Source organism: Saccharopolyspora sp. NPDC000995, from assembly GCF_053599315.1.
The window spans coordinates 15,001-34,017 of sequence record NZ_JBSFLZ010000043.1 but is presented as its reverse complement, the minus strand read 5'-3'; the positions used below and the strand labels follow the sequence as shown (position 1 = coordinate 34,017).

The following is a 19,017-nucleotide window of genomic DNA, read 5'->3' as shown; positions in this document are numbered from 1 at the left end:
CTCTGATACTGGATCGGCGACGGGGCTCTGAGATCCAGCTCATAGAGGGAGACATCAGATGAAGCGCAGACTCGCGGCCCGGGTGGCCGGGACCGTGATGTTGGCGACGGGGACAGTGGCCGCGCTGACCATGCCAGCCACCGCCACCACTGAAACCGCGCCGCTCGCGAGCGAAGCGGTGACCCTGCTCGACGCGATGCAGCGCGATCTGGGACTCGACCGGGACCAGGCCCTCCAGCGGCTCGACCAGGAAGCCGACGCCAATCGCGCGGAGCAGCAGCTCCGCGGCTCGCTGGGTGGCACCTTCGGCGGGGCGTACTTCGACCCGGCGAGGGGCAAGCTCGTCGTCGGCGTCACCGACCCGGCCGCCTTCGACGCGGTGCGGGCGGCCGGTGCCGAGCCCACGCTTGTCGACTACTCCATCGAGGAGCTCAACGGGGTAGTCGAGGGCCTGAACCTTCGCAGCGCCGCAGCCCCCAAGCAGGTTTCCGGCTGGTACGCCGACAGCCGCACAAACTCCGTCGTCGTCACCACCAGGTTGGGCAGTGCCGTTGAGGCGGCGCAGTTCGTGCGGTCCACTGGCGTTCTCTCGGACGCGGTGCGGGTTGTGGAGTCGATCGAGAACCCGCGCACCTTGGCCGACGTAATCGGTGGCAACGCCTACTACATCGGCAGCGCCCGCTGTTCGGTCGGGTTTTCGGTGCGGGGCGGCTTCGTGACCGCCGGGCACTGCGGCAACGAGGGCGACACCACGTCGCAGCCCACTGGCCGGTTCGAGGGCTCGTCGTTCCCGGACAACGACTACGCCTGGGTCCGGGTCGGTGCCGAGGAGACTCCGAGGGCGCTGGTGAACCAGTACAACGGCAGCAACGTCAGCGTGGCCGGCTCCACCGAGTCCGCCGTGGGCGGGTCCATCTGCCGTTCCGGTTCCACCACGGGCTGGCGCTGCGGTTCGGTGCAGGCCAAGAACCAGACCGTGCGATACCCGCAGGGCACCGTGACCGGCCTGACCCGCACCGACGTCTGCGCAGAGCCCGGTGACTCCGGTGGTTCGTGGCTGTCCGGCAACCAGGCCCAGGGCGTGACCTCGGGCGGTTCGGGCGACTGCACCTCCGGCGGCACGACCTACTTCCAGCCGGTGAACGAGATCCTCCAGGCCTACGGCCTGAGCTTGCTCACCCAGTAACTCCCCGACCGGCCCCGGCGATCAGCCAGGGGCCGCGTCATGTCCGGAGTGTCACGGTTTCAGTGCAACTGCTCTCGGTGCACGTTCGGTGCGGGCCAGGGATCGACGGGCGTCAGCCCAGGCGGTCGCGGAGTTCTCGGGCTGCCGCCCGGGGGTCCTCGGCTTCGGTGATCGCGCGGACCACGACGATCCGCTCCGCCCCGGCCTTGAGTGCCTCGTCGAGGTTGTCCGGGCCGATGCCGCCGATCGCGAACCACGGCCGACCGTGCCCGCGGTGCTCCGCGGCGTGCTCCACCAGGTCGAGCCCAGCCGCCTGGCGCCCCGGCTTGGTCGGGGTCGTCCACACCGGACCGGTGCAGAAGTAGTCCACACCGGGTTCGGTGGCCGCGGCATCGGCCTGCACCACGTCGTGCGTGGACCGGCCGATCACGACGTGCTCGCCGACGATGCGCCGGGCGATCTCTACCGGCAGGTCGTCCTGCCCGAGATGCAGGATGTCGGCCTCGGCAGCCATCGCTACGTCAGCGCGGTCGTTCACCGCGAGCAGCGCGCCGTGCCGCACGCAGGCCTCGGCCAGCACCTCCAGCGCCGCCAGCTCGTGGCGGGCCTCCAGCGGAGCGCCGTTCGGTTTCTTGTCCCGCAGCTGGATGATGTCGACCCCGCCGGCCAAGGCGGCGTCCGCGAGCTCCGCGAGATCACCGCGCTCGGTGCGCGCGTCGGTGCACAGGTATAGCCGCGATTCGTCGAGGCGGGCGCGGATGCCGAAGCCGTCCAATCCAGGCATGTTCCACAGGGTAGCCCCCTGCGGCGCGGTCGCCGGACGCGCTTGGCGCTCACGCCCCGGGCATCGTGAAAATTGCTCGACCTCGCTCCTGACGTCGCGATCCTCGCCCGGTACGGTGGTCCTCGGTGAGCACGGGAGTCCGGGTACCGGGCTGAGAGGGGGCGTTGGCCCCGACCGTCGAACCTGATCCGGGTCATGCCGGCGCAGGGAGCGTGAAGTGTCTGAAGGACGGAAGAAGTACGTCGTCGTTGTCGGCGGCGGCGTGATCGGCATGTCCGTGGCCTGGCGCGCAGCCGCCGCGGGACATCGGGTGCAGCTCGTCGACGCCGAACCGGCGTCCGGGGCTTCCAACGTGGCCGGCGGGATGCTGGCGCCGATCGCCGAGGCGTGGCCCGGCGAAGAGGAACTGCTGGAACTGGGCGAGGCGTCGCTGCGGCTGTGGCCGGCGTTCGCCGACGAGCTCGGTCGAGCCTCCGGCCTGCCTTCGGGATTGCGCCGTGAGGGAACCCTGGTCGTCGGCGTGGACAGCGCCGACCGGGCCGAGCTGGACAGCCTCGTCGATCACCTCGCCCGGCTCGGCCGCACCGTCACCCGCCTGACCAGCCGGGAGGTGCGACACCTGGAGCCATCCCTGGGACCGGCGGTGCGCGGTGGGCTTGAGGTGCCGGGCGACCTCGCGGCCGACAACCGCCTCGCGCTGGCTGCGCTGCGCGCGGCCGCCGCTGCGGCAGGCGTCGATTTCGTCGCCGCGAACGCGAAGCGGGTCCGGCCTGGCGCGGTGGAGCTCGAAGACGATTCCACTGTGGACTGCGATGTCGCGGTGATCGCGGCGGGCGTCCACTCGGGCGCGCTGCACCCCGCGTTGAAGGACCGAATCCGGCCGGTGAAAGGCGAAATCCTCCGCCTGCGCGCGCGGACCACGGCGCTGCCGCCGCCCAGCCGCACGATCCGCGGCCCGGTGCGCGGACGGCAGACCTATCTGGTGCCGCGCGACGACGGCGGGCTGGTGCTCGGCGCCACCCAGTACGAAGTCGGGTTCGACACCGAGGTCACCGTGGGCGGGGTGCGGGACCTGATCGCCGCCGCCGAGCGGCTGATGCCGGGTATCACCGAGTACCAGCTCGTCGAGTCCGCGGCCGGGTTGCGCCCGAGCACCGACGACAACCTGCCGGTGATTGGCTGGCTGGAACCTGGTGTGCTGGCGGCCACCGGGCATCACCGCGGCGGCTTCCTGCTCGCCCCGGTCACCGTCGAGGCGGTGCTCGCGCTGCTGCACGGCGAGGAGCCTGCCACCGAGATCAAGGCCGCCGATCCGAGCCGATGGGGAGGACAGCAGTGCACGTCGTGATAAACGGGGAGACCCGGCAGGTAGCCGCCGACGCAGTGCTCGCGACGGTGCTGCAGGAATTCGGGGTGCCCGACCGGGGCGTGGCCGTGGCGCTGGACGGGGCGGTGGTGCCGCGTGCCATGTGGCCGGGCACCACGCTGAGCCCCGATGCCACCATCGAGGTCCTCACCGCAGTGCAAGGAGGGTGACGTGGCTCCGCCCCACCCGGATGAGGGGCTACAACCCGGAAGGTTGCGGGCCAGCCCGAACCGACCCGTTGCGGGGCAGATGAAGTACATGCGCCTCGAACCGGAGCATCGGTTTCCGCGCCACCCGAACCCATCATTAGGAGAGTTATGGACGACCCGTTGGTGATCGCAGGCCGCGAGTTCGGTTCGCGCCTGATCACCGGGACCGGAGGGGCGACGAACCTCGCGGTCCTGGAGCGTGCGCTGATCGCGTCCGGAACCGAGCTGACGACAGTGGCGATGCGCCGCTCAGACGCCGGCGGCGGCACCGGGGTGCTCGACCTGCTGCGCAAGCTCGGCATCGAAGCCCTGCCGAACACGGCGGGCTGCCGGACGGCGGCTGAGGCCGTGTTGACCGCGCAGCTGGCGCGGGAGGCGCTGGAGACGAACTGGGTCAAACTGGAGGTAGTCGCCGACGAGGACACCCTGCTGCCCGACCCGGTGGAGCTGCTCGACGCCGCGGAACAGCTGGTCGACCAGGGCTTCGTGGTGCTCGCCTACACCAACGACGACCCGGTGCTGGCGCTGAAGTTGGAGGAGGTCGGCTGCGCGGCGGTGATGCCGCTCGGTTCGCCGATCGGCACCGGCCTGGGCATCCGGAACGCGCACAACATCGAGATGATCGTCTCTCGCGCATCGGTGCCGGTCGTGCTGGACGCGGGCATCGGCACGGCCTCGGACGCGGCGCTGGCGATGGAGCTCGGCTGCTCCGCCGTCCTCCTGGCCACTGCGGTGACCCGCGCCCAGGACCCGGAGCGCATGGCGGCGGCGATGCGAGCGGCGGTCGAGGGAGGCCGCCTGGCGTCCCTGGCGGGCCGAATTCCCAAGCGCTTCTGGGCCCAGGCCTCCAGCCCCGGCCGTCCGCTGGAGTGAGAGCGGAGGGCGCTGGCCGACCGGGACCGGCTCACCAGAACCGGTCGGGGGCTGGCCGGTCCCTGCCGAGCCGCCAGCCCACACCGATGCCGATGAAGCCGTCCACGATCATGATCGCCGCGCCGGCGCCGACCGCCAGCAGCTTGGCGGCCAGCACCAGCGACATCATCCGGGTTCGGTACCCGGGTCAGCGGATGTGGAGGCGTTCGGGGCGGACGAAGCTGATCGTGTAGCTCTTCCACGGGCTGTCGTAGCCGAAGGTCCGGTCGATCGCCTGGCGGGCGTGCAGGGCGTTCTCCACCAGCGAGCTCGCCAGCAGCTCCGTCGCCGGGGCGCTGCCCGCCGGCACGTCCGGGATCTTCGCCGTCGGCTTGCCGCCCAGCAGGTCGTCCACCGCGCGCAGCGCCGGAACCGCGACTGCCTGCTCGGCTTCAGGCCGGAACGCGAGCGTCGCGACGTCCTGCCGCAACGCGTCGAGCGCGATTGCCGCCGCACGCGTAGCGCGGTCGTCGTCGGTCTCCTCACCGGTCCCGTCGAGCATTGCCGGCATGCCCAGCAGGTCCTGGGTGCGCCGCAGCGCCAGCACGTTCGCCGCCTGCAGCGCCACGGGCAGATCGACGCCCTGGCCGGCCGCTCGCACGCTGCGCAGCAGTTCGGACACCGCCCACACCGTGGACCGCACCGCGCCGCGCACGTCCGGCAGGATGCTGCTGGGCAGGACCAGGTAGCTGACGTAGCCGACGCTCAGCGCGATGGCCGCTCCGACCGCGGTGTTCGCCGCGAAGCTGATGCCCACGTTGACCAGCGGTCGGTCCAGCCGCATCGCCTGGTCGACGACGGTCACCACGATCAGGCAGCCGAGCAGCGCCTGGTAGTCCGCGCGCAGCCGTGTCATGTTCAGCAGCATGCCGCCGATCACCAGCGGCACCAGCAGGAACGTCCCCGGCAGCAGGGTGATCAGCACGGCTAGTGCGGTCACGCCCAGCACCGCGCCACCGGTCCGCTCCAACGCGCCGGTCATGCTGTCCCGCGCCGCTGGCTGCAGCACGACGTACAGCGCGAGCAGCAGGCTGGACGCCGAGGGGTCGCGCAGCAGCAGGACGATCACCATGCCGAAGGCGACCGCGAGGGTGCAGCGCAGCGCGTGCCGGAACAGCGACGAGCGGAACGAGAGGTGCGCGCGGACCGCGCCCATGACCCGCTCCCGGCGCGCGCCTGGAGCCGGCGGCGGCAGCGGGGTCTCGACGCGGCGCATCACCGCGGCGCGGATCCGGTCCAGCCCCTGGTTGAGGCCCTGGACCACGTCCGGCAGGTCCTGCCGTCCGCCGCGCGCCACCACGGCCTGCGCCGGGTCGCGGCGAGCCGCGGCTGGCAGTCCGGTGCAGGCGCGGGAGCGCACTGCACGGGCGAGTTCGGCGGCGACCTGGTCGGCCTCCGCGACGATCTGCTCAAGGCGGGCGGCTTCCGCCCGGTCGCTCTGCTGGGCCTGCGCGAGCAGGGTTTCGCGCGCCGCGCGGGAGCGAGCCGCGCCGGCCAGCACCTGGCCGAGCCAGGTGGCCGAACCGTCGGCGCGCCACGCGGCGGCGGCCGATTCGACCACGCCTGGCCCGGGTTCGAGCAGCGTTCGGGCGACCGCCACGCGAGTCGCCCTGGTCGGATCGCCGAGGCCGATGATCACCCGCAGGACCAGTGCGAACAGCGCGCCGGCTGCGGTCGAGGCGAGCAGCATCAGCACCGGCTGGTCGGAGCCGATCCCGGTGGTGGTGGACACCAGCGTCGCGGCGGCGAAGGTCTGCCCGCCGATGCGGTAGTGCTCGCCCAGCGCGGGCAGCATGCCGCTGCCGAAGACCACCAGCGCCACCGCGAGCCCGGCCAGCACCGGGATGTTCACCAGCAGCGGGCCGACGGTCATCACGAGCACCAGCGCCGGGGTGAACCAGACGAACCGGCGCAGGTCGGATCGCAGCGACTGGCCGCCGGTGGCTACCAGCGCCAGCACCGCGGTCAACCCGGCGATCAGCGCCGGGGTCTGCAGGTCGAAGATCCATCCGATGGCGGTGCCGGCCACCACGGCGACGAGCGCCAGCATGGCGTACTGCCGCTGTCGGGGGTCCGGCGCTCCTGCCTCGGTGGCCAGCAGTCCCCGCACTCGTGTCCACACCGATTTAGCCACGCTGTTGCAAACCCCTGTCGTCGTCGTGCGCGCAGCGCGCAGCAGACCGCAACCGCGGATGTCCCGCAGTCTCGGGAAATACGCGCTTCTCAACCACTGTGTCGATGGGGCACGCCATTCGGGTTACATATCCGGGACAAAAATCACTCTATTAGGGGGGCGGTTGGGGGTTTCAAAAGGAGCGAGGGCTGACGCTCCAGAACGTCGACACCGGGCCCACCCCGGCCCCGAGCGGGTACGCGTGCGAGACGCTGCGGGTGACGAACCGCTTCCCGCTGCGCACCGCGTCCGGCATCGAGGCACCCTTCGCCAAAGCGGCCGTGATCGCCGAGGCGAACACGTCGCCCGCGCCGTGGGTGTGCACCGTCGCGTAGCGGGGGCCGGGCAGCGGGATCGCCTCGTTGCCGTCGAAGAGCACGTCGATGCACTCCGGGTCGTCGGCCAGGTGACCGCTCTTCACCAGCACCCACTGCGGGCCGAAGTCGAAGATGGCCTTCGCGGCGTCGAGCAGGTCCGCGCGGGTGCGGGCGTCGATCCCGGTCAGCAGCCGGACCTCGTCGAGGTTCGGGGTGACCAGCGTGGCGCGCGGAAAAGCCTTGTACCGCAAGGCATCCAGCGCGTCCGGGCGCAGCAGCGGTTCGCCGCTGCGGGAGGCCGCGACCGGGTCCACGACGAACGGCGTGCGGGCTTCGCGGCCGATGCCGTGCTTGTCGCAGGCGTCCAGCACGGCCTCGATGGTGGCGGCCGAGGCGAGCACCCCGGTCTTTGCCGCGTCCACACCGATGTCCGAAGCGACCGCGTCGACCTGCGCGGCGACGGTCTCCGGCGGGATCTCCACCAGGCCGGTGACGCCGACGGTGTTCTGCGCGGTCACCGCGGTGACCGCGGTCATGCCGTGCACGCCAAAGGCGAAGAAGGTGCGCAGGTCCGCGTGCATCCCGGCACTGCCGCCGGAATCCGATCCTGCGATGGTCAACGCGGTCGGAGGGGCGGTGTCGTTCGCGGGCCGGACTTCGTGCCCGGCCGAGATCTCGTGCATCCACCTCATGTTACGGCCCGGCTCCTACCGATCGTCCAGGGCGCGAGGCAACGTTTCCGCAGGCCAGCCACCGTGAGCGCTGATAGGCGCTACATCGCCCAAAAGCACTCGCGGGCAATGACCTGTGGAAACGGCCCGGTCTTTTGTTTTTGATGCGCCGGAGGCGCTTAGCCGGCCTACGACACTTGCACCGCCGCGGGTTCTCAGACGCCGCCTGGTGAGGACTGCCCCGAAGCCGCGTATCAGGTCATACACCGGTCGGGATCGGCGGAGTCCAGGCGGCGTCTGAGGTTGCGCTACTCGCATCGCCACGCAAGGCGAGGCTGGAGCACTGTCGCCGGATCTAGTCGGCGAGCGGGAGGTAGACCTTGCCTCCAGCGTCCGCGAACTCCTCGGACTTCTTCTGCATGCCCGCTTCGATCGCCTCGACGCTCGTCAGGCCTCGCTCCTCGGCGAACCTGCGGACGTCCTGGGTGATCTTCATCGAGCAGAACTTCGGCCCGCACATCGAGCAGAAGTGCGCCGTCTTGGCCGGTTCGGCGGGCAGCGTCTCGTCGTGGAACTCGCGCGCGGTGTCCGGGTCCAGCGACAGGTTGAACTGGTCCGTCCAGCGGAACTCGAACCGCGCCGTGGACAGCGCGTCGTCCCGCTCCTGCGCGCGCGGGTGGCCCTTGGCCAGGTCGGCGGCGTGCGCGGCGATCTTGTATGTGATCACGCCGGTCTTCACGTCGTCCCGGTTTGGCAGCCCTAGGTGCTCCTTCGGGGTGACGTAGCAGAGCATCGCGGTGCCCGCCTGGGCGATCATCGCCGCGCCGATGCCGGAGGTGATGTGGTCGTAGGCGGGGGCGATGTCGGTGGTCAGCGGCCCGAGCGTGTAGAACGGCGCCTCGCCGCACAGCTGCTCTTCCAGCCGCACGTTCTCGGCAATCTTGTGCATCGGGACGTGCCCCGGACCCTCGATCATCACCTGCACGTCGTGCTCCCGGGCGATGTGGGTGAGCTCGCCGAGGGTCTCCAGTTCGGCGAACTGCGCGCGGTCGTTGGCGTCCGCGATGGAGCCGGGCCGCAGGCCGTCGCCGAGGGAGAACGTGACGTCGTAGTCGCGCAGGATCTCGCAGAGCTCGCTGAAGTGCGTGTACAGGAAGCTCTCCCGGTGGTGCGCCAGGCACCACGCGGCCATGATCGAGCCGCCCCGGGACACGATGCCGGTGACCCGGTTCGCGGTCAACGGCACGTAGCGCAGCAGCACCCCGGCGTGCACGGTCATGTAGTCCACGCCCTGCTCGCACTGCTCGATGACGGTGTCGCGGTAGATTTCCCAGGTCAACTCGGCCGGATCGCCGTTGACCTTCTCCAGCGCCTGGTAGATCGGCACGGTGCCGATCGGCACCGGCGAGTTGCGCAGGATCTGCTCGCGGGTCTCGTGGATCCGCTTGCCGGTGGACAGGTCCATGACGGTGTCGGCGCCCCATCTGGTGGCCCACACCATCTTCTCCACCTCCTCCTCGACGGAGGAAGTCACCGCGGAGTTGCCGATGTTGGCGTTGACCTTCACCAGGAACTTCTTGCCGATGATCATCGGCTCGCTCTCCGGGTGGCGGCGGTTGGCGGGGATCACTGCCCGGCCGCTGGCCACCTCGTCCCGGACCAGTTCCGCCGGGACCCCTTCGCGAGTCGCGATGTATTCCATCTCCCGAGTGATGACGTCGGCCCTGGCCCAGCTGAGCTGGGTCCGGTGCTCCCGGCCGTCGGTCCACTCCGCTCGCATCCGCTGAAGTCCACTATGGACGTCAACGTTGGCGTTCTCGTCGGTGTACGGCCCGGAGGTGTCGTACACGTCGAGGTGCTCGCCGTTGGTCAGCTCGATGCGGCGGAATGGCACTTGCAGGCCGGATTCGGTGTTCCGGAACACCTTTCGCGAGCCGCTGATCGGCCCGGTGGTGATCTGGGTTCCGTTCTCGGACGTGTTCGGACGCACGTCGGCCACTGCCATCCACTCCCTACGCCGGCATTACCCGGTCAGGTTCGTGCGGTCGGCGGCCCCGGAGTTCTCCAGCCGCCCTCTCAGCCCGCTGTTGGTGCGAGCTCCCGCGGTTTTGTTTTGTCGCGGCCCGAGGCTAGCCGGACCCGCCGAACCTGCCAACCCCCGTTCGCCACGATGACGGCAACGCGGATTGCCATTAGGCTCGTTGACCAGGGCGATCGCAACTTTGTCAGGGGTGATGATTACGGTGTGCGATGACATCGATACAGGAAGTGATCGCGCTATGACCGCTGCCCCTGCGCTTGAACGCTCGACCTGGTATGAGCTTGTTGAGGCTTGGCAGAGCCTGCAACTGCCGAGCACGGGCTGGCGCGCGGAGATCATTGAAGGAGCGATCGTGATGACGCCGCCGCCGGGAAAACCACACAACAAGGTCAATTCCATTGTGCTCAAGGCGTTGGCCAGGGTGGTCCCCGATAATTGGGAGTTGACTCCCGCGCAGGGGGTGGTCATTCCGGCGACCGGTGAGACCTATGTGCCAGATCTTGCTGTCGTCCCGCGTGAGGCGTTGGACGCAGGGGCTCCGGGTGATCCAGTAGTTGCGGATCAGGTGCTGCTCGCCGTCGAGATCACGTCGCGGAGCAACGCCCGCACTGATCGAGAAACGAAACTCAAAGGATACGCGCTTGGCGGCGTGCCGCTCTACTTGTTGATCGACCGCTTCTGGGCTGGGGGGCCATCGATTTCGTTGTACTCCGACCCGCAATCCGGGAGCTATCAAGAGCTTTGGCGCGCGCCTTTCGGGAAGGTTGTCAAAATTCCTGAGCCATTCAATCTGATGCTCAGTACCAAGGAATTCTGATCAGTCATCGGCGAAGGGGTCGCCGTGTTCGGCCGGGTCCCAGGTCAGGCCGGGGATGCCCCAGCCGTTGCGCTTCACCATCTTCTTCGCCGCCCGGGCGTGGCGGCCGACCAGGCGTTCCAGGTAGAGGTGGCCGTCCAGGTGATCGGTCTCGTGCTGCAGGCAGCGGGCGAAGAAACCGGTCCCCTCGACCTCGATCGGCTTTCCGTCCACATCGGACCCGGTGACCTTCGCCCAGCTCGCCCGGCCGGTCGGGTAGGACTCGCCGGGGACCGACAGGCAGCCCTCCCAGTCGTCGTCCGGGTCGGGCATGGTGTGCGGGATCTCGGAGGTCGTCAGCTCGGGGTTGACCACCAGGCCGCGGTGCTGGACGCCCTCGTCGTCGGGGCAGTCGTAAACGAACAACCTCAAGTCGATGCCGATCTGGTTGGCCGCCAGCCCGACCCCGTTGGCGGCGGCCATCGTCTCGAACAGGTCGTCGACGAGGGTGCGCAACTCGTCGTTGAACCGCTCCACCGGACGGGTGGGGTTGTGCAGCACCGGGTCGCCGACAACGCAGATCGGGTGAACAGCCATGAGCGGGACTTTAGCGCTTTGGGCGCCTGTTGCGCCGGGGTGCTCTCGCGCGTTGCTCGCAGTGTGATCCGCTCCGGCCGCGAATCGGAGCATGGTGTAATTGAGGGGGAATCACAGCCGTGTGATTCCCGCGAACGCGGGAAGTCCCGAATCGCGAGGCGAGGAGCCAGATGGACGCCGCCCAAATGCTGACCGCACAGGAGATCGCCCGTCAGTGCGAACAGCTGGCGCGCCTGCAACAACAGCAGGCAACATCTGATCCGGCACCCGGTCGGCGGTTGCGACTCGCCGAGCCGATCACCCAGCCGATCGAGCGGATCGTGGAACCGCCGCCCCAGCCGGTGCCGCCCCAGCCGTCGGCGCCGGAGAACGAACTCGACGATCGGGCGAGGGGCATCCTCGCCTTCGAGTCGCAGTGGTGGAAACGCGAGGGCATGAAGAAGGAGCGCGCGATCCGCGAGCTGTTCGACATGTCCGCGTCGCGGTACTACCAATTGCTGAACGCGTTGCTGGACAGTCCGGCCGCCGCGCTGGAAGACCCTATGCTGATCAAGAGGCTGCGCAAGGCAAGGGCGGGTAGGCAGCGCGCACGGGCCGCCCAACGACTGGGAATCGAGCTGCACTGATGACTTCAGGGGAACCGTCCACCGGACCCGCCAAGGCCAAGATCATCGGATTCGGTCTGATCGGGGCCGGTGCGATCGCGGCCGTCGTCGGCATCGTCACGCTGGTTTCCGGCGGCGGCGCGTCGAATTCCGCCCAGCCGCTGCCCCCGGAACCGGGCAACAACCCGCCGGTCATGTCACTGACCCAGAATCCGCCCGCCGATTCCGGCGTGGTGCCGCCCGCCATGTCGCAGGTCGCGCCGCCACCGGCCACACAGGACAGCCCGCCGCCCGCGCCGCCGCAGGGCACGCCGAACCGGGACGTGCCCGTCGGTTCTGGCAACGCGACGGCCAAGGTCCTGGTTCGGGTCTACAACAACAGCACGATCAGCGGATTGGCGCACCGAGCCGCGGAGGACTTCCGGAGCTCGGGTTACCAGGTGCCGGAGGTCGGAAACTACGCGGCGGGGCTCATCCCCACCACGACGATCTACTTCCGGCCCGGCACCGTCGAGGAGCAGGAGGCGCAGGAGATGGCGGTCCGCTTCGGAGCACGCGCGGAGCCCCGATTCGTTGGCATCCAGGACGCCACGCCGGGCTTGATCGCGATCATCACCAACGACTACAAGGGCCACGCCAACACCAAGTGACGGTCCCGTTCGAGGTGGAGGGCGCCTGCTACCAACTACATCGGTAGCGGGCGTCCCCACCTCTGCTGGGCGTAAGCCTCCAGGGACGCGAGCTGGGCCGGGTCGAGCGAGGGGCGGATCGCCTGGCGGGCCGTGGCGAGGTGGTCTGCGGAAACCTCCGCTGCAGAAAGGGATTCGCGCATCGCCGTCAGGGCCGCTTCGCGGATCAGGGCCGCGCAGTCGGCGGCGGAGTAGCCGTTGAGCTCCTCGGCGAGGGCGGCGAGGTCCACATCGGAGGCCAGCGGCGTGTTCTTCGCCGCGGATCGCAAGATCGCCACGCGGGCTGTTGCCTCCGGCGGCGGGACGTAGACAAGACGCTCCAGTCGGCCCGGGCGCAGCAGGGCCGGGTCGACCAGCTCCGGGCGGTTCGTGGCGCCGAGTACGACCACGTCGCGCATCGGCTCGACGCCGTCGAGCTCGGTCAGCACAGCGGCGACCACCCGGTCCGCCACCCCGGAGTCCGAGGACTGGCCGCGGCGGGGCGCCAGCGCGTCCACCTCGTCGAGGAACACCAGCGTCGGCGCGGCATTCGCGGCCCGCAGGAACAGCTCGCGGACCGCTCGCTCGGACTCGCCGACCCACTTGTCCATAAGCTCCGCGCCCTTGACCGCGAGCACGTTCAGCCGCCCGCTGCCCGCCAGGGCCCGCACCAGGAACGTCTTGCCGCAGCCAGGCGGTCCGTACAGCAGCACTCCGCGCGGCGGCTCGACCCCGAGCCGGGTGAACGAGTCCGGGTACTGCAACGGCCAGAGCACCGTCTCGGTGAGGGACTGCTTCACCTCGGCCATGTCGCCGACGTCGTCCAGCGTCAGCCCGCCGGTCTGCAAGTTGTCCGATGTGGACATCGAGATCGGCCGGACCGACGACAGCGCGTCCAGCAGGTCCTGCTGCTGGATGCGGGGATCCACGGCGTCGTCCTGGTGCCGCAGCGCAGCGCCGACGGCGGCTTCCCGGCACAGCGCCACCAAGTCGGCGACGACGAATCCAGGGGCGCGCTCGGCGACCTCGGCGAGCCGCACGTCGTCGGTCAGCGGCGCGTTGCGTAGCAGCACGCGCAGCAGGTCCGCGCGGGTGGCGTCGTCGGGGAGGCCGAGGGTGAGCTCCCGGTCCACCATGCCGGGCTCGCGCAGCCTGGGGTCGATCGCCTGCGGCTGCGAGCTGGTGACGACCACGGCGAGCCGGTCGGTGCCGATCGCGTCGCGGATTGCGTCGAGCGCCACGGTGGCCAGCGGCGGCGGCCCGGTGCCCGGCAGCAGGCTCTCGACGTCCGTCAGCAGCAGCACGCACTCGCCCTCCGAGGTGGTGGCGCGGTTGATCGCGTCCTGCAGGCGTTTGGCGGCGGCGCGTGGTTCGAGCGCAGCGACGCTGGGCGCGGCTAGTTCGACTAGGTCAGCGCCGATCGCGCTCGTCACGGCGCGGGCGAGGGTGGCCTTGCCGACCCCGGCCGGGCCGCTGAGCAGCACGCCGAGGTGCGGTTCGGCGCCGAGGCGGCGCAGGAGCTCGGGCTGTTCGAAGGCCAGTCGCAGCCATTCGGTGAGGCGCTTCGCCGTTTCGCGGGAGCCGACGAGGTCGGCGACCGGGACCATCGGCTCGGTCGGCTCGACCGGTGCCGGTTCGGGCTGCGGTGCCGCTTGCGGGGCCGGGGTAGTTCCCGGTGTCGCGCCGTCCCGCCATTCGACCACTGTGGACGGTTGCACGGCCACCGCACCGGGCGGTTCGGTGGCGGCGATGGTGATCAGCTCGTTGGTCCAGGTAATGCCGATGGCCATGGAGAGCTTGCGGCGCACCTCGCCGGCGTTCGCGGTGGTCGCCGGTGCGACGTCCTGCGGAAGCAGCGACACCGCGTCGCCGGTGCCGAAGACCTTGCCGGTCAACGCCAACCGCACAGTCTCGGGGGCGACGGTGGCGCGGGCCAGCCGGGAGCCCGCGATGCTCACCCGCTTCGCCGCCGCGACCTTCACGGGCGAGACGCCGACCTCGGAGCCTTCCGTGAGGCCTAGGTTCATCAACGCCACGTCGTCGAGCAGCAGGATCCCGGTCGGGCTGCCGACCTCGGCGGCAGCGGCCAGCGCGACGGTGACCCGAGCGCCGGTCAGCTGGACGGCGTTCCACGGCCGCAACCCCAGGGCGTCGAGCACCTCGGGGTGCAGGCGCACGACCCCGCGACGGGTGTCCTTGGCGGACGGGGAGAGACGGGCGGTCAACGTTATCGACGGCACGCCGCGAGCTTAACCGCGCCGCCATCCGGCACCGGTGCCTTCGGCCTTCGACGGGGAGTTCCGGGCTGGTGGTGAGCTCCGGTGTGCCGTGCGCCCGACACGCCGATGGCTGTGGACAACGCCGGTTGACTGTGGACAACGCCGGATGGCTGTGGACACTTCCGCAATTTCAACGGAAATCGGATTTCCGATTTCCGTTGAAATTGCGCCGAATCCCGGTGCACCGGGGTTCGGCGCCCGCTAGCGTGGGGGGCCGTCGTTGCGGCTGCGCCGCAACTCCAGGCGCCGCCAGCTTCGCCGCGGGCCGTCCGGGTGGCTGTGCCTCCGCGGCAGCCGCACCCGCCTCGCGGCTCCCGCTACGCGTCGCCGCAGCGGCGGGCGCAGGCCGAGCCTCCGCTGGGTGCGCCGCCGGATCGCGCGCCGCTCCCGCGGTGGCGCGCTCCACGCCTCCGGGTGCTTGGCCAGCCAGTTGTGCCGGTAGACGGCGTAGGGCACGTGCAGCAGGTAGAGCACCATGGCGATGGCCAGCGAGATCAGCGGAAACATGATGATCGCCGCTGCCAGCAGCGCCACCATCACCAGCAGCGGCGCGGCGGCCCGCGGTGGCACCTTGACGGTCTTCAGCGACAGCGTCGGAACGCGGCTGACCATCAGCGCCGCGATCAGCACCATCCAGACCATCACCACGTTCTGGTTCGCCCACCAGCCCAGGTAGCCGAAGTGCGCGGTCAGGACGAGTGGCAGCAGCCCGAGCAGCCCGGCGGCCGGGGCGGGCACCCCGACGAAGAACTCCTTGGTGAAAGGGGGCTGGTCGGTGTCGTCGAGCAGGGTGTTGAACCGCGCCAGGCGAAGCACCATGCACACCGCGAAGATCAGCGCGACGATCCAGCCGGCCCGGTTGTCCTGCAGCTGCCACGCGTACAGCGTCAACGCCGGGGCGACCCCGAACGACATCGCGTCGGACAGCGAGTCGAGTTCGGCACCCATCTTGGAGGTGGCGTCGAGCAGCCGGGCGATCCGCCCGTCCAGGGCGTCGAGCACGGCCGCGACCGCGACGGCCGCGATCGCGCCCTTGGGCTGGCCGTTGAGCGCGAACTGGACCGCGGACAGCCCCGCGCACATCGCCAGCACGGTGATCGCGTTGGGCAGCAACCGGACGCCTGGCGCGGTGTGCATGCTCATGAGGCGCGCTTCCCCCGCGGTAGCTCGGCGAGGGCGGTCTCCCCGCCGATGGTGCGCTGGCCGGGCTCGACCAGGATCCGGCTGGCGGTGGGCACGTAGAGGTCTACCCGGGAACCGAAGCGGATCAGGCCGTAGGTGCTGCCGGCCTGGAGCACGTCTCCTTCGGAGACGGAGCAGACGATGCGCCGGGCGACGAGGCCGGCGATCTGCACCACCGCGACCTGGGTGCCGTCGTCGGCGCGGATGACCATCGAGTTGCGCTCGTTGTCCTCGCTGGCCTTGTCCAGGTCGGCGGAGAGGAACTTGCCGGGCCGGTAGGCGACGGTCTCGATCTTGCCGCTCAGCGGGATCCGCTGGACGTGCACGTCGAAGATCGTGAGGAAGGCGCTGATGCGGGTCATCGGCTCGTCGCCGAGGCCGAGCTCGGTCGGGGGGACCGCGGGCTCGATGTGCGAGATCGTGCCGTCGGCGGGTGCGACGGCGAGCCCCTCGCGGCTGGGCGTGGTGCGGGCCGGCTCGCGGAAGAACCACGCGCACCACGCGGTGACGATGCCGCCGAGCACGCCCGCCGGGCGCCACAGGCGGCGCAGCAGGAGGGTCGCGATGGCGGCACCGAGAACGAACGGGCGGCCTGCCGGGTGCATCGGCGGGATGGTGTCGCGGGCCAGCGCGGCGAGGTGCGCCAGCGGGTTCTTCTTCGGTTCTTTCGCGGTGGTCATCGAGCTGCTACGCCCCTGCGTCGGCGGTCATGGTGCGGCGGTTCGGTCGGGTGTCCCGGAGCGAACGGGGTGTCGACCGGTGCCGTCGTCGGTACAGCATCGCGGACGCCTCGGGTCAACCGACGCCAGGGGGCGCAGTTGATCAAGAACTGCCTTGCTGACCTGCATTTATTCGATCCGGGGATGCTACCGTCAAGACGACACTCATGTCACCCACTCGGGTGAAGAGAGCGTTGGGGACCGCGAATGTCGCGCAACCGGCGGGGAGGCCATCCGACGTCTCCCCGTAGACGTCGAACGGCCTCCCCTGTGCGGGTCCGTGCACCCCCCGACGGCGCACGGTCCTCGGCGTGTCCGCCCCACCGGTAACAGGAGTGGGTTCATGCGGACGTCTTGGAGATGTATTTGATCGACGGTTCGTAACGCAGTTTCCAGTGTAATTGAGTTCACAAAAAGCCCGTAGCCGCTTTTGGAGGACCTGAGTCGGCCGTTACATGACAGCGAGTTATCGAGGTTCGGACGATTTTCACTCATTTGCGTAGGCAGGCTCGTCGAGGTTCATCCGCGCCCCCATCAACTCGCCGAGGCCCCGGTACGGGTCGCCGTGCTCCACGCCGTCGGCGGTGCTGCGCAGCTCAAGCTCGGACATGCCGTCCTCGCCGTCGCGCGCGCCGACGTCCTCCAGCTCGGACACCGCGTACTCGTCGAGGTACAGCTCCAGCGACAGGGACCAGCCGCCGCGGTCCTGGTCCAGCCGGGCGCTGGCCACGTCCCGGCTGTCCACCCACTGCGCGCCGGGCTGCTTCCGGAGCTCGCTGATCGGCGTCGCGGCCAGCTCGGCGAGCTGCTCCTGCTCGGCCTTGCGGAACCGGGCTAGGGTGCCCGCCAGCAGGCGCTTCGTGGTGCTGGCCGAACTGGGCAGCAGCACCAGGCCCCGGTCGGTCACCAGCAGGTCGTAGTTGCCGTCGGCGCACTGCACCGGGCTGACGATCCCAGCCAGCGTCGGCTCGGGCTCGGCGGCGGGCCGACGCGCGTGGGTCAACGGCACCTTGAGGTCGACCAGCGCCCGGTGCAGCCCCGGGATCAGCCGGGGGTCGGAGACCGCCGGGCGGACCAGCCGGTCAGGGTCCAGCGGCTGCCCGTTGGCCAGCCGCACCGTCGACGGGCCGCCCCAGTCCAGTTCGTGGTGCGCCCGCCGGGCGCAGATCAGCGCGTCCACCACGGCGCAGCCGAGCAGTTCGGTCAGCGTGTCGACCGCCGCCTCGTCGATGCGTTCCGGGCACAGGCCCGGGTTGAGCACCGGATTGACCAGGTCGTGGCCCTGGCCGCGATGTATGGCGGGCAGGATGCCGACGATCGTCGGCTCGACCGGCAGGCCGCTCTGCGCCGCGGCGGAGCTCAGCAGCGCGGCCCGCTCGGCAACGTGCGCGGCGCCGGCCAGCCGGGCCAGCTCCGGCCACGCGAGCCGCCGTTTGAGGCCTTCGACCATCAGGCGGTCTTCGAGCTCGGGCACGCTCTTGCGCGGGTTGCGCAGCATGGCGAACGCGGGCCGGTCGTCGAGCTCCTTGTTGCCCACCTTGATCCGCTTCATCGCCTCGATGCGCTTGCGCGCGGACGGGCGCGTGCGGCTGCCGTCGGCCTCCTCCGCGATGGTCTGCTTGACGCGCTCGGCGAGCTGCGGCTTGCGGCCCGGGTGCTCCATGAAGGACCGGAAGCCCAGCAGCACGTCCGGCGCGTGGCCGACCGACTTGGCCATGCTGAGGTAGTCGTCGGTGTAGCCCTGCCAGCCGATCTCGATGGCGATCGCCTTGCGCAGCGCGGTGACGGCTGTGCGGGTGCCGACTTCCCGGACCGCGATGGCGTCGGCGGCCAGCTCCAGGTCGCGGCCGGTGGTGGCGGTGACCGCGGTGAACAGCCGGGCATAGCGGGTGAACAGCCACTTGACGGGGCCGCCGGTGAGGCCCGCGACGGTGCGCTCGACGCTCGCCGACGCGCGGTAAGCCGTCACGGTCAGCCGGTTGCGGCCGGTCAACCGGCCGAGCTCGTGCGCCACCACGGCCCGCAGCTCGCTGACGTTGAGCGCGGCCAGCAGCGGAAGCCCAAGCTCCAGGTACCGGGCGCGGGTACGCAAGCCGAGCAGCGCGGTGTCCTCGTGGATGGTCGCCTTCGGTTCGGAGGTGATGCGGATTTCGTCGGGCACCGGGGCGTCGGCGGCGGCGGCGATCGACTCCGCCATCCGCCACAGCTGCGGCTGCTCGGTCCGGCCCAGTTGGACGCCGCGCGGCCGCACCCGGTTGCGCAGCACGGCGCGCAGACCGATCGCGAAGATCGCGCCGACCGCGACCGCCGCGAGCGCGGCCTTCGCCCCGCCGCCCTGGTCGTACCGGAAGGTGAGCGCCGCGATCGCGAGCAGCCCGAGGACCAGCGCGATCGGCGCGAGGAAGAAGCCAATGTGCAACGCCAGCGCCAGGGCGGCGCGCCAGGGGCCACGCACGGTGCAGCACTCCGGAGGGGTGGGTCGGGACGGTGGTGCAGTCTCGGGGAAGCGCGG

At 70.4% G+C, this 19,017-nt stretch carries 17 protein-coding genes and 1 riboswitch; of the genes, 7 read left to right on the top strand and 10 right to left on the bottom strand.

Annotated features, from left to right (window positions below):
* Positions 1–58: 58 nt before the first annotated feature.
* Entirely contained in the window at positions 59–1,186 is a 1,128-nt protein-coding gene (locus ACWDKQ_RS16555) for a S1 family peptidase (RefSeq protein WP_450139610.1), read from the top strand.
* Positions 1,187–1,298: 112 nt separating this feature from the next.
* Here the strand turns inward: ACWDKQ_RS16555 and thiE are convergent, their stop codons facing one another.
* Positions 1,299–1,970, bottom strand: coding sequence for a thiamine phosphate synthase (gene thiE, locus ACWDKQ_RS16550; protein ID WP_450139609.1), 672 nt, complete (start codon positions 1,968–1,970; stop codon positions 1,299–1,301).
* Between the two features lie 121 nt (positions 1,971–2,091).
* A riboswitch (TPP riboswitch) is annotated at positions 2,092–2,197 on the top strand.
* Between thiE and thiO the strand changes: the two genes are divergently transcribed.
* The 3 genes from thiO to thiG all read left to right on the top strand — a co-directional run bounded on the left by thiO (position 2,188) and on the right by thiG (position 4,418).
* Entirely contained in the window at positions 2,188–3,318 is a 1,131-nt protein-coding gene (gene thiO / locus ACWDKQ_RS16545) for a glycine oxidase ThiO (protein WP_450139608.1), read from the top strand. Its footprint overlaps the riboswitch before it by 10 nt.
* Entirely contained in the window at positions 3,306–3,506 is a 201-nt protein-coding gene (thiS, locus tag ACWDKQ_RS16540; RefSeq protein WP_450139607.1) for a sulfur carrier protein ThiS, read from the top strand. Before thiO ends, thiS begins: the two co-directional genes overlap by 13 nt.
* Before the next feature lie 147 nt (positions 3,507–3,653).
* Complete coding sequence (gene thiG, locus ACWDKQ_RS16535; protein WP_450139606.1) at positions 3,654–4,418, top strand: thiazole synthase; 765 nt, start codon at positions 3,654–3,656, stop codon at positions 4,416–4,418.
* A 31-nt stretch (positions 4,419–4,449) separates the two neighbouring features.
* Here thiG and ACWDKQ_RS16530 read toward each other — a convergent pair whose 3' ends face one another.
* The 4 genes from ACWDKQ_RS16530 to thiC form a co-directional block, all read right to left on the bottom strand.
* Positions 4,450–4,584, bottom strand: coding sequence for a hypothetical protein (locus ACWDKQ_RS16530; protein ID WP_450139605.1), 135 nt, complete (start codon positions 4,582–4,584; stop codon positions 4,450–4,452).
* Positions 4,585–4,605: 21 nt separating this feature from the next.
* Positions 4,606–6,591 carry an FUSC family protein gene (locus ACWDKQ_RS16525; protein WP_450139604.1) on the bottom strand — a complete coding sequence of 662 codons (1,986 nt, stop codon included), beginning with the start codon at positions 6,589–6,591 and terminating at the stop codon, positions 4,606–4,608.
* 172 nt (positions 6,592–6,763) lie between these two features.
* Entirely contained in the window at positions 6,764–7,630 is an 867-nt protein-coding gene (gene thiD / locus ACWDKQ_RS16520; RefSeq protein WP_450139624.1) for a bifunctional hydroxymethylpyrimidine kinase/phosphomethylpyrimidine kinase, read from the bottom strand.
* A 343-nt stretch (positions 7,631–7,973) separates the two neighbouring features.
* The gene (gene thiC, locus ACWDKQ_RS16515; protein WP_450139603.1) at positions 7,974–9,623 is read right to left on the bottom strand and encodes a phosphomethylpyrimidine synthase ThiC; all 1,650 of its coding nucleotides are present in this window, start codon (positions 9,621–9,623) and stop codon (positions 7,974–7,976) included.
* A 196-nt stretch (positions 9,624–9,819) separates the two neighbouring features.
* Here thiC and ACWDKQ_RS16510 point away from each other — a divergent pair, with 196 nt between their 5' ends.
* On the top strand, positions 9,820–10,476 hold the full coding sequence (locus ACWDKQ_RS16510; protein WP_450139602.1) for a Uma2 family endonuclease: 657 nt from the start codon (positions 9,820–9,822) through the stop codon (positions 10,474–10,476).
* On the opposite strand, the gene ACWDKQ_RS16505 is transcribed toward ACWDKQ_RS16510, so the two are convergent.
* Complete coding sequence (locus ACWDKQ_RS16505; protein WP_450139601.1) at positions 10,477–11,052, bottom strand: peptide deformylase; 576 nt, start codon at positions 11,050–11,052, stop codon at positions 10,477–10,479.
* Positions 11,053–11,372: 320 nt separating this feature from the next.
* Here ACWDKQ_RS16505 and ACWDKQ_RS16500 point away from each other — a divergent pair, with 320 nt between their 5' ends.
* Positions 11,373–11,678, top strand: a complete 306-nt coding sequence (locus tag ACWDKQ_RS16500) for a DUF3263 domain-containing protein (RefSeq protein ID WP_450139623.1) — start codon at positions 11,373–11,375, stop codon at positions 11,676–11,678.
* Positions 11,678–12,307, top strand: a complete 630-nt coding sequence (locus ACWDKQ_RS16495) for a LytR C-terminal domain-containing protein (protein WP_450139600.1) — start codon at positions 11,678–11,680, stop codon at positions 12,305–12,307. Before ACWDKQ_RS16500 ends, ACWDKQ_RS16495 begins: the two co-directional genes overlap by 1 nt.
* 35 nt (positions 12,308–12,342) lie before the next feature.
* Here ACWDKQ_RS16495 and ACWDKQ_RS16490 read toward each other — a convergent pair whose 3' ends face one another.
* The 4 genes from ACWDKQ_RS16490 to ACWDKQ_RS16475 form a co-directional block, all read right to left on the bottom strand.
* On the bottom strand, positions 12,343–14,565 hold the full coding sequence (locus ACWDKQ_RS16490; RefSeq protein ID WP_450139599.1) for an AAA family ATPase: 2,223 nt from the start codon (positions 14,563–14,565) through the stop codon (positions 12,343–12,345).
* 240 nt (positions 14,566–14,805) lie between these two features.
* Positions 14,806–15,747, bottom strand: a complete 942-nt coding sequence (gene pssA / locus ACWDKQ_RS16485) for a CDP-diacylglycerol--serine O-phosphatidyltransferase (protein WP_450139598.1) — start codon at positions 15,745–15,747, stop codon at positions 14,806–14,808.
* Positions 15,744–16,466 (bottom strand): phosphatidylserine decarboxylase, encoded by a 723-nt coding sequence (locus ACWDKQ_RS16480; RefSeq protein WP_450139597.1) that lies wholly within the window; start codon positions 16,464–16,466, stop codon positions 15,744–15,746. Before ACWDKQ_RS16480 ends, pssA begins: the two co-directional genes overlap by 4 nt.
* A 526-nt stretch (positions 16,467–16,992) precedes the next feature.
* Positions 16,993–18,960 (bottom strand): M48 family metallopeptidase, encoded by a 1,968-nt coding sequence (locus tag ACWDKQ_RS16475; RefSeq protein ID WP_450139596.1) that lies wholly within the window; start codon positions 18,958–18,960, stop codon positions 16,993–16,995.
* Positions 18,961–19,017: the final 57 nt, after the last annotated feature.

Excerpts from the sequence above, each read along its gene's own strand:
- thiD (WP_450139624.1), bottom strand. The coding sequence starts at position 7,630 with ATGCACGAGATCTCGGCCGGGCACGAAGTCCGGCCCGCGAACGACACC.
- pssA (WP_450139598.1), bottom strand. The coding sequence starts at position 15,747 with ATGAGCATGCACACCGCGCCAGGCGTCCGGTTGCTGCCCAACGCGATC.
- ACWDKQ_RS16555 (WP_450139610.1), top strand. The coding sequence starts at position 59 with ATGAAGCGCAGACTCGCGGCCCGGGTGGCCGGGACCGTGATGTTGGCG.
- thiC (WP_450139603.1), bottom strand. The coding sequence starts at position 9,623 with ATGGCAGTGGCCGACGTGCGTCCGAACACGTCCGAGAACGGAACCCAG.
- thiG (WP_450139606.1), top strand. The coding sequence starts at position 3,654 with ATGGACGACCCGTTGGTGATCGCAGGCCGCGAGTTCGGTTCGCGCCTG.
- ACWDKQ_RS16495 (WP_450139600.1), top strand. The coding sequence starts at position 11,678 with ATGACTTCAGGGGAACCGTCCACCGGACCCGCCAAGGCCAAGATCATC.
- ACWDKQ_RS16530 (WP_450139605.1), bottom strand. The coding sequence starts at position 4,584 with ATGTCGCTGGTGCTGGCCGCCAAGCTGCTGGCGGTCGGCGCCGGCGCG.
- ACWDKQ_RS16505 (WP_450139601.1), bottom strand. The coding sequence starts at position 11,052 with ATGGCTGTTCACCCGATCTGCGTTGTCGGCGACCCGGTGCTGCACAAC.
- thiE (WP_450139609.1), bottom strand. The coding sequence starts at position 1,970 with ATGCCTGGATTGGACGGCTTCGGCATCCGCGCCCGCCTCGACGAATCG.
- ACWDKQ_RS16480 (WP_450139597.1), bottom strand. The coding sequence starts at position 16,466 with ATGACCACCGCGAAAGAACCGAAGAAGAACCCGCTGGCGCACCTCGCC.